At 66.2% G+C, this 15,077-nt stretch carries 12 protein-coding genes; 6 read left to right on the top strand and 6 right to left on the bottom strand.

The window, feature by feature from the left end; all coding sequences use genetic code 11:
• Positions 1-100: 100 nt before the first annotated feature.
• Complete coding sequence (locus KIK09_RS29700; RefSeq protein WP_214322690.1) at positions 101-1,141, bottom strand: enolase C-terminal domain-like protein; 1,041 nt, start codon at positions 1,139-1,141, stop codon at positions 101-103.
• The gene (locus KIK09_RS29695) at positions 1,128-1,904 is read right to left on the bottom strand and encodes a FadR/GntR family transcriptional regulator (RefSeq protein ID WP_214322689.1); all 777 of its coding nucleotides are present in this window, start codon (positions 1,902-1,904) and stop codon (positions 1,128-1,130) included. The genes KIK09_RS29700 and KIK09_RS29695 overlap by 14 nt, the downstream gene beginning before the upstream one ends.
• 230 nt (positions 1,905-2,134) lie before the next feature.
• Between KIK09_RS29695 and KIK09_RS29690 the strand changes: the two genes are divergently transcribed.
• The 5 genes from KIK09_RS29690 (at position 2,135) to KIK09_RS29670 (ending at position 11,330) form a co-directional block, all read left to right on the top strand.
• Positions 2,135-3,340, top strand: coding sequence for an ABC transporter substrate-binding protein (locus KIK09_RS29690; protein ID WP_214322688.1), 1,206 nt, complete (start codon positions 2,135-2,137; stop codon positions 3,338-3,340).
• The gene (locus KIK09_RS29685) at positions 3,337-4,245 is read left to right on the top strand and encodes a carbohydrate ABC transporter permease (protein WP_308164357.1); all 909 of its coding nucleotides are present in this window, start codon (positions 3,337-3,339) and stop codon (positions 4,243-4,245) included. Before KIK09_RS29690 ends, KIK09_RS29685 begins: the two co-directional genes overlap by 4 nt.
• On the top strand, positions 4,238-5,080 hold the full coding sequence (locus tag KIK09_RS29680; RefSeq protein ID WP_214322687.1) for a carbohydrate ABC transporter permease: 843 nt from the start codon (positions 4,238-4,240) through the stop codon (positions 5,078-5,080). Before KIK09_RS29685 ends, KIK09_RS29680 begins: the two co-directional genes overlap by 8 nt.
• Positions 5,081-5,084: 4 nt before the next feature.
• A complete protein-coding gene (locus KIK09_RS29675) occupies positions 5,085-6,257 on the top strand; it encodes a Gfo/Idh/MocA family protein (RefSeq protein WP_214322686.1) in 1,173 nt (390 codons plus the stop codon).
• Positions 6,258-6,497: 240 nt separating this feature from the next.
• Positions 6,498-11,330, top strand: coding sequence for a DUF7402 domain-containing protein (locus KIK09_RS29670; protein WP_214322685.1), 4,833 nt, complete (start codon positions 6,498-6,500; stop codon positions 11,328-11,330).
• A gap of 21 nt (positions 11,331-11,351) precedes the next feature.
• Here KIK09_RS29670 and KIK09_RS60665 read toward each other — a convergent pair whose 3' ends face one another.
• From KIK09_RS60665 to KIK09_RS29655, 3 genes are read right to left on the bottom strand one after another with little or no spacing between them, the layout of a single operon-like run.
• Positions 11,352-11,546: a M55 family metallopeptidase gene (locus tag KIK09_RS60665; RefSeq protein WP_214322684.1), complete on the bottom strand. Its 195-nt coding sequence runs from the start codon at positions 11,544-11,546 to the stop codon at positions 11,352-11,354.
• Positions 11,547-11,560: 14 nt separating this feature from the next.
• A complete protein-coding gene (locus tag KIK09_RS29660; protein WP_214322683.1) occupies positions 11,561-12,292 on the bottom strand; it encodes a hypothetical protein in 732 nt (243 codons plus the stop codon).
• Positions 12,279-12,782, bottom strand: coding sequence for a SigE family RNA polymerase sigma factor (locus KIK09_RS29655; RefSeq protein WP_214322682.1), 504 nt, complete (start codon positions 12,780-12,782; stop codon positions 12,279-12,281). Before KIK09_RS29655 ends, KIK09_RS29660 begins: the two co-directional genes overlap by 14 nt.
• 123 nt (positions 12,783-12,905) lie before the next feature.
• On the opposite strand from KIK09_RS29655, the gene KIK09_RS29650 reads away from it, so the two are divergent.
• Positions 12,906-13,793, top strand: a complete 888-nt coding sequence (locus tag KIK09_RS29650) for a CU044_5270 family protein (RefSeq protein ID WP_214322681.1) — start codon at positions 12,906-12,908, stop codon at positions 13,791-13,793.
• A 16-nt stretch (positions 13,794-13,809) separates the two neighbouring features.
• On the opposite strand, the gene KIK09_RS29645 is transcribed toward KIK09_RS29650, so the two are convergent.
• Positions 13,810-15,036: an FAD-dependent monooxygenase gene (locus KIK09_RS29645; protein WP_214322680.1), complete on the bottom strand. Its 1,227-nt coding sequence runs from the start codon at positions 15,034-15,036 to the stop codon at positions 13,810-13,812.
• Positions 15,037-15,077 lie beyond the last annotated feature (41 nt).

Raw genomic sequence — 15,077 nt, 5'->3', positions numbered from 1 at the left:
GTGACCAGGCAAGATCTCGCTCAGACGCGGTTTCCTCAGTATGTGGCCGGATATCGTGATCGTCAATAGATCTGAACTATCATCGCGAACCACGACTTAGCTACGAAAAATCGGCGTAGCCGATCCCCGGGCCGGTTGGGGCGCGCAGGAGACCGTCAGGCCCGATCGCCGGCTCGCGGATCACCGGGTTGGTGTAGACGAGGGACTCGTAGTAGGTGGTGTTGGGGATGGCCATGCACAGGTGCGCGTTGACGACGCCCGTGCCGTGGACCTCCGCCCGGAGCTGGAAGCTGTCGGCGAGATGGGCGATGCGCATGGCGCCGGTGATACCCCCCTTGTACTGGGCGCTGGTGCGGACGTAGCCCGCGGTGCCCGCGACGACGAAGTCGGCGACGTTCATGTGCGCGCCGTCGGAGGTCTCGGCGACCAGCAGGGGCACGCTCACGCGTTCGGCGAGCCAGCGGTAGGCGGTCACGCTGAACTCGCGGATCGGCTCCTCGTACCAGGTGTATCCGGCCTCGGACAGGGCCTGCCCGAGGTAGAGGGCATCGGCGAAGTCGAAGCCGGCCGAGCCGTCGTACATGAGGGGCACGGCGTCGCCGACGTGCGCCCGCAGCTTCTGGCAGAGCTCGGCGTCGGCGCGGGCGTCGCCCCAGGCGTGCAGCTTGATGGCCCGGTAACCCAGGTCCAGGCACTGGTCGGCGACGTCGAGGTACTCCTCCACGGTGGAGAAGGTCACCGTGGAGGCGTAGGCGGGGATGGCGTCGCGGTAGGTGCCGAGCAGCTGGTGCACGGGCAGGTTCGCGGCCTTGCCCGCCAGGTCCCACAGCGCGACGTCGACCAGGCCGAGCGCGTAGATGGGCAGCTCCTCGATCCGGTCGAGCTCCCACAGGCGGTGCCACAGCAGTTCGCGCCAGAGCGGGTCGCGCCCCAGCAGGTCCTCGCGGATCCTGCGCTCGACCAGGTCGGCGACGATCAGGCCGCGCCGCGTGTGCGCCTCGCCGACCAGGCCGTCGTCGGTCTGGACGCGCAGGACGCCGCCGACGACCGGCCCCTCCGAGCCGGGCAGCCCGGCTCGCCAGCGGAAGGGCGGCTGGCCCGGCAGGTCGACGAGTTCGACGGTGACATCAGTGATTCGCATGGGTTCCTTCGTCGTGGGGGAAGAGGCGGTGACGGATCTCCGCCTGGAACTGCGCCATCGTCATGTCGATGTGCTGGGTCATGAGCATGACCGCCCGCTCTTCGTCGCCTGAGGCGACGGCGTCGGCGATCGCCAGATGCTGGTCGGCCGCCACCACGAGCGAACCGCCCGCAACGCCCGCCAGCCCGATGATGCTGACCTCCCGCTGGAGGCGCTGCACCGACTCGATGGTCGCCAGCAGGAACATGTTGGCCGCCGCGGCCGCCACTTCATGGTGGAAGCGCTCGTCGGCGCGGTTGAAGCCCTCGTGGTCGTCGCGCGCGGCGGCTTCCGCCGACAGCTGCGCGGCCTCACGCAGCGCCTTCACCTGCGTGGGTACGGCTCGCTGCGCGGCCAGCATGGTCGTGGCGGACTCGATGTGCCGCCGGAACTCGAACATCTGGTCAACCTGCCCCAGGTCGGCGGGCAGGAACTGGGAGAACGACTGCGTCCATGGGGCGTCCTCCACCTCGGCGACGTAGATTCCCCTGCCCTTCTGCACGCTCAGCCGCTTCAGCGCCGAGAGGATCTTCACCGCCTCCCGCACGACCGTTCTGCTCATCTGTACGGCGTCCGCCAGGTCCTTCTCGGTGGGAAGGCGATCCCCCGGTCTGAGTCCCGCGCTGACGATGTACTCGAGAATCCGCTCCGCGGCGATCTCGTAACCGGGCCGGTAACCGGTCTCCGAGCCCGGCTCCTGCGGTTGGTTCAATCCGTTGCTCATCTCTTATCCGATCCTGCTCATGGCCGCATTCTAGCCGGAATGTTTCAGATCTATAGCTGCCGACTTCGGAGATAAATCAGATCCAAGGGTTGACTTCGTCGGGTCAGCCCTCTCAGACTACGGATCACTCAGGGGCGTACCAGCGCCTTCGTCACAGGAAGTATCAGATCAATCCCCTCTGGAAGGACACTTGTATGCGTGCGAAGCCACGATGGAGGTCGTCAGTCTTCGTGGCGGCGCTCCTGCTGAGCACCGCCGCGTGCGGCGGCGGCGCCGGCTCCGGCGACGGGAAGGTCGAACTCAGCTACCGGATCTGGGACAAGAACCAGCTTCCCGCCATGCAGCGGATCGTCGACAGGTTCCAGTCGACCCACCCGAACATCCGGGTCGGCATCCAGCTCACCGCCAGCCAGGAGTTCTGGACGAAGCTCCAGGCCGACGCGACAGGAGGCAGCGCGCCCGACGTCTTCTGGATGAACGGCCCGCACGCCCAGCTCTACGCCTCCAACGGCATCCTGCTGCCGCTCAAGGTGAACCTGTCCGACTATCCCGAGGCGCTGTCGCGGATCTACAGCTACCAGGGCACCCAGTACGGCGTGCCCAAGGACTTCGACACGGTGGGCCTCTGGTACAACAAGAAGCTCTTCGACGCCGCCAAGATCAAGTACCCCGACGACACCTGGACCTGGCAGACCGTCACCCAGGTCGCGCGCAAACTCACCAACGCCTCCAAGGGCGTCTACGGAATCCTGGCTCCGCCCTTCGGCCAGGAGAACTACTACGACACCATCTTCCAGGCGGGCGGACAGGTCATCTCCCCCGACGGCAAGTCCTCGGGATACGACCAACCGGCCACCATCTCGGGGCTGCGGTTCTGGACCGACCTGATGAAGGCAGGGGTGTCCCCGTCGCTGAAGTCGATGACGGACACCTACCCGACCCAGCTGTTCGAGTCCGGCAAGGTCGGCATGTACTACGGCGGGTCCTGGAACGCCATCGAGTTCGCCAAGAACGACGTCACCAAGAACGACGTGGACGTCACGGTGCTGCCCCAGGGGACCAAGCGCGCCGTCGTGATCCACGGCCTGGCCAACGTCGCCTACGCCAAGACCAGGCACCCCAAGGAGGCGACCGAGTTCCTCACCTTCCTGGGCTCGAAGGAGGCGGCCGACATCCAGGCCCAGACGGGCACGGTCATCCCCGCCTTCAACGGCACCCAGGACACCTGGGTCAAGTCCATGCCCCAGTACCACCTGCGCTCGTTCCTGGACCAGCTGGCCTACGCGGTGCCGTTCCCGACCTCGAAGAACACCGACGCCTGGCAGACCCAGGAGCCCACGATCCTGGGGCCCGCCTGGTCGGGCGAGAAGGACGTCGACACCGCGGCCAAGGAACTGGCGGTGGCGATGAACACGGCCCTGGGCAAGGAGAAGTGAGACCTCCCGGGCGCGGCGCCGAGCACGCGTGGGCCTACGCCATGGTCGCGCCCATGACGATCGGGCTGGCGGTCTTCTACCTGTGGCCCATCGCGCAGACCTTCTACTACAGCTTCACCAAGACGGGCCCCTTCGGAGGACACACCTGGATCGGAGGTGCGAACTACCGCGCCCTGGTCGACGAACCGGCTGTGGCCCAGTCGGTGACCAACACGCTGATCTACACGGCCGTCCAGCTCGCCGGAATCCCGCTCGCGATCCTGGTGGCCGCCCTGCTCAACCGGCGAGGGCTCCGCGGGCGCTCGATCTACCGGACGCTGTACTTCCTGCCGGTGGTCACGATGCCGGTGGCCGTGGCCATGCTCTGGCGCTGGATGTACAACGGCGACTACGGCGTGGTGAACTACCTGCTCTCCCTGGTCGGGATAGCAGGTCCGCACTGGGCGGCCGATCCGTCCGTCGCGCTGTACGCCCTGGCCGCGATCGGCATCTGGATGGCCCTCGGCTACAACATGGTCATCTTCCTGGCCGGGCTCCAGGGAATCCCCACCGAGTTCTACGAAGCCGCCGCGATCGACGGGGCGAGCCCGGTCCGGACGTTCTTCCGCATCACGGTGCCGCTGCTGAGCCCGAGCATCTTCTTCGCCACCGTCCTCACGATGATCAACTCGCTGCAGATGTTCGACCTCGCGTACATGATGATGAGCACCCCCGGCAGCGCGGCGGGCACCGCCAACCCCGCGCTCCCCCGGGTCCGTACCATCGCCTACCTCTTCTACCAGAAGGCGTTCGTCGAGCACGATCTCGGCTTCGGCGCCGCGGTCGCCTTCGTGCTGCTGGCGTTCATCCTGGCCATGACCGCCATCCAGTTCCGCCTCCAGCGCAGGTGGGTGCACTATGCGTAGCGGTACGGCCGGCACGAGACGCTACGCGGCTTCGACCGCCACCCACCTCGTGCTCGTGACGGGCGCCCTGGCGATGCTCGGCCCGTTCGTCTGGCAGTTCCTCACATCGGTCAAGACGTTCAGCGAGACCACCCGGGTCCCGCCGACGCTCCTGCCCGAGCACTGGCAGTGGGGCAACTACGCGCGGGTCTTCGACGTGCTGCCCTTCCAGCACATGTTCCTCAACACGGTGCTGATGACCGCGGGAAGGACCGTCGCCCAGCTGATGCTGTGCTCGCTGGCCGCCTACGCCTTCGCCCGCATGCGCTTCAGGGGCAACAGCCTGCTCTTCGGGCTGTTCCTGTCGGTGCTCATGGTGCCCAGCCAGCTCTTCCTGATCCCGCAGTACCTCATCATCCAGGACCTGGGCTGGGTGAACACGCTGGCAGGGCTCATCGTGCCCGGGATGTTCAGCGCGTTCGGCACGTTCCTGCTCAGGCAGTTCTTCCTCGCGCTGCCACGCGACATCGAGGAGGCGGCACGGCTGGACGGTGCCAACCCGTTGCGGGTGTACTGGCACATCGCGCTCCCCCTGGCCAAGCCCGGGTTGATCGCGCTGACGATCCTGACGGCGCTCTGGTCGTGGAACGACCTCATGTATCCCCTCGTCGTCACCACCGACCCGAGCACCATGCCGCTCTCGGTGGGCCTGGCGACCCTGCAGGGCGAGCACTTCACCGACTACTCGATGCTGATGGCGGGATCGATCATGGCGACCGTACCGATGATCGTCGCCTTCGTCCTGCTGCAGCGGCACTTCGTCCAGGGCATCGCCTTCACCGGTAGCAAGGGCTGACCACATGAACGATCTGAGACTCGGCGTGATCGGCCTCGGCGTCCGCGGAGACCTGGCGGACCTGGCCCACCGCCCCGGAGCGGGTTCCCGGGTGGTGGCCTGCTGCGATGTGGACCCGAAGGCGCTGTCAGGCGTCAGCGACCGGTTCGGGCCCGGGGTGGAGACCACGACCGACCATCGCGAGCTCCTGAGCGCCGGGCTCGACGGAGTGCTGGTGCTGACGCCGGACCACACCCACGAGCGCATCGCCCTGGACTTCCTGTCCGGCCGGGTGCCGGTGTTCCTGGAGAAGCCCATGGCGATCACCACCGCGGGCTGCGACCGCCTGCTGGCCGCCGCCCAGGCCGCCGGCACGCGCCTGTACGTCGGGCACAACATGCGCCACATGCCCGTCGTCAAGGCCATGCGCCGGCTGATCGACGCGGGCGCCATCGGGCAGGTCAAGGCCATCTGGTGCCGCCACTTCGTCGGCCACGGCGGCGACTTCTACTTCAAGGACTGGCACGCCGACCGGCGCAACACCACCGGCCTGCTGCTGCAGAAGGGCGCGCACGACCTCGACGTCATCCACTGGCTGGCCGGCGGGTACTCCCGGCTGGTGACCGGCATGGGCGGCCTGGTCGTCTACGGCGACATCCAGTCACGCAGGGACCGTACCGGGGAGCGCATGACCGACTGGCTGGCTCCCGAGCTCAACTGGCCCCCGCTCCAGCAGCGTGACCTCAACCCGGTGGTGGACGTCGAGGACCTCAGCATGATGCAGATGCGCCTGGACAACGGCGTCTTCGCCAGCTACCAGCAGTGCCACTTCACCCCGGACTACTGGCGCAACTACACCGTCATCGGCACCGAGGGGCGCATCGAGAACTTCGGCGATGCGGGCGACGTGACCATCAAGATCTGGAACCGCCGGTCGGACTACCACGCGGACGCCGACGACTCGGTCCAGCTCCAGGCCGCCCCGGGATCCCACGGCGGCGCCGACCCACGTCTGATCGAGGAGTTCCTCGACTTCGTCCGCCGCGGCGGCACCACCGTCACCTCTCCTGTCGCCGCCCGCGAGGCGGTCGCCGCGGGGTACGCGGCCACCCAATCCCTGCGAAGCGGCGGCCTCCCCGTCGAGATCCCGCCTCCTGACCCGGCGGTCGCCGCCTATTTCGACAACGGCCAGCGATAGCACACCCCCGAGATCCAGGAGGACCAGGGCCTCTCTTCGACCATGCCGGGAATCGATCCGCGGACCTGCTTGGAGTCGCGGAGCCGGGCAATGCGCACCTGGGCATGGCCGTGTTGAACACCAGGTACCGCGAGAAGTTGATCTGCTCCGACCTCGTGGTCCAAGAGTCGGCTGTGGGGATGAGCTGGTGATGTCCCAGCGGCCAGGCATCGGTTATCTCGACAAATGCAAGGAGGTAGCGTGAAGAGATTATCCGGCGTCGTCGCAACTGCGGTTGTGTTCGCATTTGCGGCGGCCGGCAGCGTTCTCGCTGGACCGCAGGCTCGTGCGGCTCAGACGGGAGGGACCGCGCCGTATCTGAATCAGTGGGCGGTGTCCGGTCCGTACACCGATCCGGTAGTCGAGCAGTCTCCTGCTCCCGTCGTTCCCGCCATGGGCGCGTCCCTGGGCGATCCGGCCGGCAAGGAAACATCCACCTGGCAGTACTTCGACGACCGCATCTTCAACCGGAACTACGACGACTACAACGACCTGATGGGCTATTTCGACGTCAAGCAGGGGCAGCCCACAGCCAACAAGTGGGTTGTGGCCGCGAGCTACGTCTACAGTCCGGTCGCGCAGACTGTTCAGTGGCAGGTGGGCGGATCGGGACTGTACCGGCTGTTCGCCAACGATGCTCCGGCCGGGCAACAGGACCGCGTCGCAGGTCGGGTGAGCAAGGAAGGTACGAGACGTCCGATCCAGCTGAAGCCGGGCTGGAACAAGCTTCTCATCGAGATTCAGCACAAGAACACCGGCACCAGCAAGAACTTCCTTGGCTTCTACGCGAGGCTCTGCGACGGTGCAGGCAATGTCGTTCCCGGGTTGACGTACTCGGTCACCGGGCCGAACGTGGCCGACAATCAGCTCAGCATCGCCACCCAGGGGCTGAGCATCGACCGGCATGCGTTCGATGCGCGCAACGCGGATGTCCCGGCGAACGACTACCCGTCCAACGCACTGCCATACGCCTACGACGAGAACCCGTATGTCGGCATGGTGGCAAAGATCGACGGCAACCGAAACACGTCGAGCATTGCTCCGCAGGCGTCTCCCTTTGCCTTCCAGGCAGCCGGCGGCAGCCCCGGCTACTCCTGGACACTCGCCGACGGTCAGTTGCCCCCCGGCCTGACGCTGGCGCCGGACGGCCACATCGACGGCACGGTCTCGGACGGCGCCAACGGCGCATCCCAGAAGGACTACACCTTCACCGTGAAGGTGACCGATGCCCGCGGTTCCACGACAACGAAGCCGTACACCATGACGGTCAAGAAGAACCCGGTCGACTGGTTCGTCGAAGGCAAGATGTCGGCCCTGTCGCACACCACCGGCACGATGCCGAACCTGTACGACCCGAACTTCAACTACGACGAGTGGGCACAGACGGCCAAAGAGATGGGCATGACCCTGCTCTCGACCGAGAGCCTGCAGAACACCATCTACTACTGGCCCTCGCCGAACGCCAACCTGACCCCGAACAACGCCAACAAGCAGTACAAGTACAACGCCCTGTTCCAGGCCGCGGACGGCAGCTGGCAGATCCGGGACCGGGTGCTGCAGGCCAAACAAGCCGCCGAGCGGTACGGGTTGAAGTTCGGCGTCTACGTGTCTTCGCTCTACGAAGGATCCGAGATCCTCGAAAGCGATATCCAAGGTCTGGTCGCGAGATACAACCCGTGGTACCTCTTCGCCGATGGCGGTCCGGAGAGCTATTCCAATCCCGACGTCGCCTGGAGCTCAGCGCGCAACTACAACGATCGGGTCCTGATCGATGCGAACCCCAACGCGCAGACCGGCGACCAGGACATCACTCTTCACGAGCGTCCGTTCTGGAACAGCGAACCGTACAACGGGGGTGGCTGGCATGCCGGAATCCTGCCGCAAACCAGAAAAGTTGCGCATGAGGAATGGAACGACCCGTACACGACGGCACTCGACGTCTGGACGCAGTACGCCAAGGGGAACGAACGTGACGATTGGGCCGAAGCCACGAAAGAACTGATCAACCAGTACGGTCACGGCTATGTGATGAACTACGACTCCTCCATCACCGTGACTCGTGGCATGGACAACCTGAGCAGCAACCTGGACAACACGAACATCTTCTCGATGGTGCCGATCTCCTCGCAGCAGCTGTCGGACATGCGGACTTCGATCGTGAAGTGGATGGACAACGGGCGCGGACCCGATCTTCGCGAGTCGATGTACGGCACCATGCCGTACACCATGGACTACACCCTGAAGCCCGGCTGGTACACCGACCCGCAGAAGGCGATCGCTCACGGGCAGGGGCCGGACTGGGGCTACGCCATGTCCCGCGACCAGTACGTCTACATGCACATGATCAAGAACCAAATTGCCGGCGTGGCGAAGGCGGGATTCTCCGGCCAGCCGCGGATGAGCCACATCGGCCCCTTCGACTATCCGGTAGACCAGGTCCGCTGGCTGAACAAGGGCAACTCTCTGCCCTTCACAACAGAGAAAGCGAACGGCAAGTACTACATCTCGATCGACACGTCCGATGTCACAGCAGATCCCATTGACACCATCATCAAGATTCAGACCGAGAGCCCAGTCAGAAATTACAAGATGACGGGTGTCAAGCTCTTCAGCAGCCAGACTGCGGCAAACAGCCTGCAGCTGCGGGCCGAGAGCTACATGAACAACTACACCAACGTTCTCGCACCCGCCAAGCTCAAGTTCACGAGCAGCAATGTGCGGGTCGCAACCGTGGGAGCGGCAACGGGCCTGGTCAAGGCCACCGGCGACGGTGCCGCCACCATCACCGTGACGGCGACCTACAGCGATGGCGTGAACCGTCCTCAGGTCATGACCGACACCTACCCGGTCAAGGTGCAGGACCGCGCCATCTCGGCCGCACTGCCACTTGTGGGCGTGAACATGCTCACCAACGGCGCGCAGTTCTGGGGACAGTTCGCCACCGACAGGGATGTTCCGGTGACGTTCAAGGGCTACACCCGGAAAGGCGGCGAGGTCGACATTCTCGACGCTTCGACCATCAAGTACCACTACGCGACGGTCGACGGCAGGCGCGACAACCCCGCAGGCAAGATCGTGGTCACCGAGGTACCGGCCGACCAGTCACCGTTCACCGTCACAGGCAACACGATGCGGTTCACCCGTAAGGTTTCCACCCCCACGATGTACAGCTACTGGGCCGACATCACGGTGGACGGGAAGGCGTACACCTCGACCAGGAACTACGTCACGCTGCTCCCGGACGCGAACGTGGCGATCGGGATGACGCCGAAGGTGACCACCGACGGCGGCCATGCCAAGGCGCTGTCCGACGGAACGATCAACGACCCGACCGGCGGCAATCTCACGAAGTGGTCGGCGCCGGCGGGCGAGGAGAATCCGAGCATCACCTACGATCTGGGCAAGACGCAGGACCTCTCGCGGGTCAACCTCTTCTTCAACCACCACATGCCGAATGCCGACAACGTCACGTACTACAACGTGCCGAAGAAGGTGAAGATCGAGTACAGCGCCGACGGCTCGCAGTGGACCGCCGGCAACGAGACGAACACGGTCTCCGGCGCAGGGCTGCCGACGTCGCGAAACACGCTGGCCGTTCCGGGCAGCGACACGACGTTGTACGCCTGGGAGCAGGAAGGCCTGTACTACAACTATCCGGTCGATCCTGCCCGGCCCAGCGTGCAGGCACGTTATGTGAGGGTTTCCTTCCCGGGCGGCGGGCAGAACGGCAGCCCGATCGACGTGCTGGAAGTCCGGATGTTCTCGCTGAGAGATCTGACCGCCCTGGGCAGCCTCGCGCTGCAGCCGAAGGCAGGTGCGGACAGCCAGACGGCAACGATCGATGTCAAGGGCTACTCCTTCCTCGGCGAGCCGGTCGACCTGAGGACCGCGAAGGTCGCGATCACCAGCGACAACCCGTCCGTGGTAGCCGTCGGCGAGGACAAGACGCTGTCGTCCGGTGAGGCAGGGAGGGCACGGATCAACGTCACCGCGGAGCTGGCCGGATACCGGGCCGACGACTACTTCTACGTCGACGTCGATGCGGACGGACGCATGTCGTTCCCCGCGTTCCTGAAGCAGGTGAAGCTTACGCTGAGCGACAGCTCCATCAGCGTGAACGCACCGGTCGTCGGCACGATCGAGGGAACTCTGAACACCGGCGAGAAGGCGAACCTGTCGAAGGCGAAGATCGAGTATGTGCTCAGCGACAGCAGACTGGCAGTCGTACCGGGCAGCAACACCATCGTCCTGAAACAACCGATCGCCAGCGGGTTCCAGGCGACCGCAAAAGCAGTCGTGACGCTTGATGGCGTGGCGGTGGAGTCGAACCCGGGGACGATCACGGCGCAAGGCGACAACATCGCGGGCTCGGCCACGGTCACGGTGTCCTCGGTCCGCGACCGGGACGGTGTCCCGGATGGCAACAACCAGGACGACCGCTATCTGGGAACGAAGGCGACGGACGGCAACAAAGCGACGTCCTGGGCGGCGAAGAAGGCGGACCGCAACCCGTGGATCAAACTTCAGTTCCCGTCCCCGGTGGAGATCGACCACATCAACCTGGTCGACCGCGGCGCCGCCGTCAACCAGATCGTGGAGGGCCTGCTGGAATGGGAGGGCGGCAGCAAGAAGGTCACCGGGATCCGGTGGGACGGTCAGCCGGACAACGTCGTGACGTTCGACACGCCGGTCAAGACAAGCTGGGTGAAGTTCACCATCGATCCCGACAACACCTACAACAACCCGAGCGACGCGGAGTGCGGACTGGCCGAGCTCGGCGTGTTCGAGGTGCAGAATACGAAGACCATCGTTGATTTCAGGTCGGTCGCCGTCGATACGACGATCGGCAAGGTTCCCACGCTGCCTGCGCAGACCGAGGCCGTTTACAGTGACGGCACGACCGGATCCGTCGATGTGACCTGGGAACCAGTTACCTCGGACATGGTGGCCAAGAGTGGATGGTTCACCGTCCGTGGTGTCGTCGCGGGAACATCTGTCAAGGCGACAGCCGTCGTCAACGTCGCGGATCAGTAGTCGCGAACGATGTGCCGTCAATCAGGAACGCACGGTGTCCTGAGCGCGGGACGGTACCGAAGGATCATCGGCGGGCCATGACCGTCGAACCCTGACCGGTGGCCCCGAGGCATCGCGCGATGCCTCGGGGCCTGTACCGCTCGAATGATTGTCCATGGTGCCGTGGCTGTCGTTGACCACGACCTCCACGGCGCCCCCGTCGAACGCCCCCTGCACCGCGACGTCGGCGATCAGAACGTGGAGGTGAGCCCTTCCGCGATCTTCTTCAGCTCGGCGGTGACGGCCTCGGCGCCGGAGAACTCCTTGGCGTACGTGGGGCTGAACGTGATCTCGGCCAACTGCTTGTCGCCCATTCTGAGGAAGAGCGTCGGCGTGCCCTTCATCCCGTCCTCCCCGACGTCCTGCACGACCAGGTAGCCGGTACGGTCGCCGATGGTCACCTCCTCGCCGTCCTTCTCCTCGCGGTACGCCTGGATCCGGTCGTCGACCTCCTGGATGGCGGCCGCCTCCTCGTAGATGAAGATCTGGACGCAGTAGAAGCCGTGCTTGTCGCCCTTGTAGTCGTATGAGGTCGAGTACCTGTCGCCGAAGTTCACCGACCACCGGGACCACCGCAGCCGCTCCGGCAGGTACCCCACCCTGACGTGGCCGAACTCCCTCCCATCGCCGAGGTCCCCGAGGTCCGGCGGGTCAGAGGGCAGGGGCGGGGTGTCGTCGATGGGGGGCGGCTCCGGCGCCGCGGTGACCGTGACCTGCTCGCCGGTCGTGGCCACCGAGCCGACGGTCAGGTACGTGACGGGCGCGGCGACGACGGCCACGGACACGGCCACCGCCGCCGTCCAGGCTCTCCTCCTCTTGTTCCGGGAGGAGCGCATCACCCGTTCCACCAGATCGGGCGCGGCATGCAGGCGCGCGGTCTCTTCCTTCATGAGCCGGCGGATCTCGTCCTCAAGCGTGGGCATTCCTGATCACTTCTTCCAGAGTTTCCCGGCCGAGCGCCGAACGGAGCTTGGCTGTCGCCCTCGAGGCCTGACTCTTGACCGTGCCGACCGAGCATCCGAGCACCTCGGCGGTCTGCGTCTCGCTGAGGTCCTCCCAGTACCGCAGGACGATCACCGCGCGCTGCCTGGGCGGCAGGGCACGCAGCGCCTCCATGAGCACATGACGCAGGTCGGCGTCGGTCGCACGGGCCGACGTCTCCGGCGGGCTGTGCATCGGGATGATCCTGAGGATCGCCCGGCGGCGGGCACGGCTGATGGCGGCGTTGACGATGACGCGGCGCACGTACGGCTCGACACTCTCGACGCGGACCCGGTCCCAGTTCCTGTAGGTACGCTCCAGCGCCGTCTGGAGCAGGTCCTCGGCCTCCGTCTCGTCGCCGCAGGCGAGATAGGCGACCCGCAGCAGGCTCGTGGCGCGTGCGGCCACGAAAGCGCCGAAGTCATGTTCCACGCTGCTCACGGCAGTCTGTCCGATTTCACGCCTCCTAATACGCTTCGGCCTTCACGATCGTTGCCTGCCCGCGCAGAACATTTCGCAGGCAACCGTTCAGCAGGCCCAGGCGTATGGACAGGCGTGACTTGGAAACAGATGAAGTTCGCCACCACCCCGGCCCGGCGGCCGCTGATCGCCCTCACCGTTGGCCTGGCCGCCTTCCTGGGCACGCCGGCGTCGGCCGTGGCGGCTCCCCCCGAGGGCGCCTACTGGCACACCAGGGCGCTGACGACGAGCACCCACCCGTGGCGGTTCGGCACCAAGTCGGACCCCTACTCGCTGGTCGAGCAGCGGGTCGACGAGACATGGACCGCGCCCGACGGCCGGGCGTGGTTCGGGTACCGGGAGCTCGCGACGCTGCCCCAGAGCGCGGCGGGCAAGAAGGCGTGGCAGCGCGACGGCTCCCCCGCCAAGTGGAGCGAATCGATCGACGGCAAGACCGTGAAGTTGTCCACCCAGCCCTCGCAGGGGCACGTGGTCCAGGCACGGAAACAGACCTCGTTCCAGCTCGCGGGGCAGTTTCTGACGTATGACGAGGTGCAGCGCCTGCCCGCCGACCCGAACCGGCTGAAGGACTGGCTCACCAGGGCCGGCCAGGCCAGCCGGATTCCGGAGCAGGCCATGGGCACCTGGCTCACCTCGAACCTGCCCCAGATCCTGCACACCCTTCCCGCTCCGAAGGAGGTCCGCGCGGCGGCTTACCAGGCGCTGCTGACGATGCCGGGCGTACGCGCCGAAGGCAACGCGACGGACACGCTGGGCAGGTCCGGCGCCGCCGTACTGATCCGCGAGAACGGGGACAAGGACGAGACCTCGACGAGGCTGATCATCGACACGGGGAGGATGGTCCTGCTGTCAGAGAGCCAGACGGTCACACTCAACGGCAAGCCGCTCATGCCCAAGAGCTACAAGACGCTGATCGAGGTCGGCTGGACCAACTCCCCACCGACCGCCCCGGCCCTACCCTGACGGTCGGCACAGCCGATCAGGTCGTGCCCATGATTTGGGCGCACGGGCGGGGGATCCTGATCAGGGCGGAGTTCTGGCGGCCGTTCAGGGCGGGCAGGCCGGGGATGCGGGTGATGGCGCGCAGCACAGGTGGTGGCCCGGTCAGGCCGCGCTCGAGCCTGCCGCGGGCGGAACGTTCGGCGCGGTGCTGGCGGCGCTGCTCCTTGTCGGTCAGCGGACGCCGTACCTGTTCGACCCGCGCGCATGCGGCGTCCAGCCGGGCAGGGGCGCCGGTCAGGTGCGGCAGGACGAGGTTGGCCGCCGCTGCCGCATCGGCGATGGCCAGGTTGATGCCGTTGCCGCCGACCGGAGAGATCACATGCGCGGCGTCACCGAGCAACAGCAGGCCGGGCCGGTACCACCGGTCCACCGAGGTGATGCGCACGGGCAGCAACGTCATCTGGTTGACGGCGGTCAGCGTGCCGAGCCGGTCGGCCAGCCAGGGCAGCCGCCTCGTGAATGCCTCGGTGATGGGGGCGGCGCCCGCCTCTCTGACGTGCCGGTAACTCCCCGCCGGGATCATGTACCCGAGCTGCCAGTCCGTGTCCTGGTCGAGTACGGCGAGCAGGGCACCCGCCGTACTGTGCAGTTGCAGGCCCGACACAGCCGGGTCGCCCTGCCGCTTGGGTACGGCGTGCCACAGCACATCCAGGCCGGCCCCCAGCTCACGGGCGCGGAACCCGCCCAGGACCCTCAGCTTGGAGTTGCGTCCGTCAGTCCCCACCACCAGGCGGGCCCGCAATCTGCGCTCCCCGTCGCCCCGCGCGTAGGCCACACCCTGTACCCGTCCGTCGTCATCGTGCAGCAATCGGCACGCACGCGAACGCATCCTCAGTTCGAAGCCGGGAAAGGCGGCCGCCTTTCCCGTCATGAACGGCAGGAAGCGTGCCTGCGGGATCAGCGCGTAGAAGGGAAAGCGGCGGCTCGCCCACCGGTAGTCGGCCAGGGTGTACTCCCGTTCGGAGGTGTGCCAGCCGAAGGTCGAGACGACCGTATGCGGCAGGGTCGTCAGCATCTCCTCGGCCAGCCCCAGGGTGTCCAGGTAATCGAGAACGGCCGGCGCGACGGAATCACCGCGAAAGCGCCGGTTGAAGTCGCCATGCGACTCCAGCAGCGTGACCCGCGCCCCGCCGCGGGCCAGGAGGTAGGCGAGCATCACTCCACCCGGGCCTCCGCCGACCACAACGCAATCAACCTCTTCCATACTCTGGACATTCGAAACGCAGCCCCACTCGGTTGCCGTGG

This window comes from Nonomuraea sediminis, from assembly GCF_018531495.1.
GTDB classification, from domain to species: Bacteria; Actinomycetota; Actinomycetes; order Streptosporangiales; family Streptosporangiaceae; genus Nonomuraea; species Nonomuraea sediminis.
The sequence above is the reverse complement of the archived record's forward strand: the minus strand, read 5'-3'. Positions and strand labels throughout refer to the sequence as shown.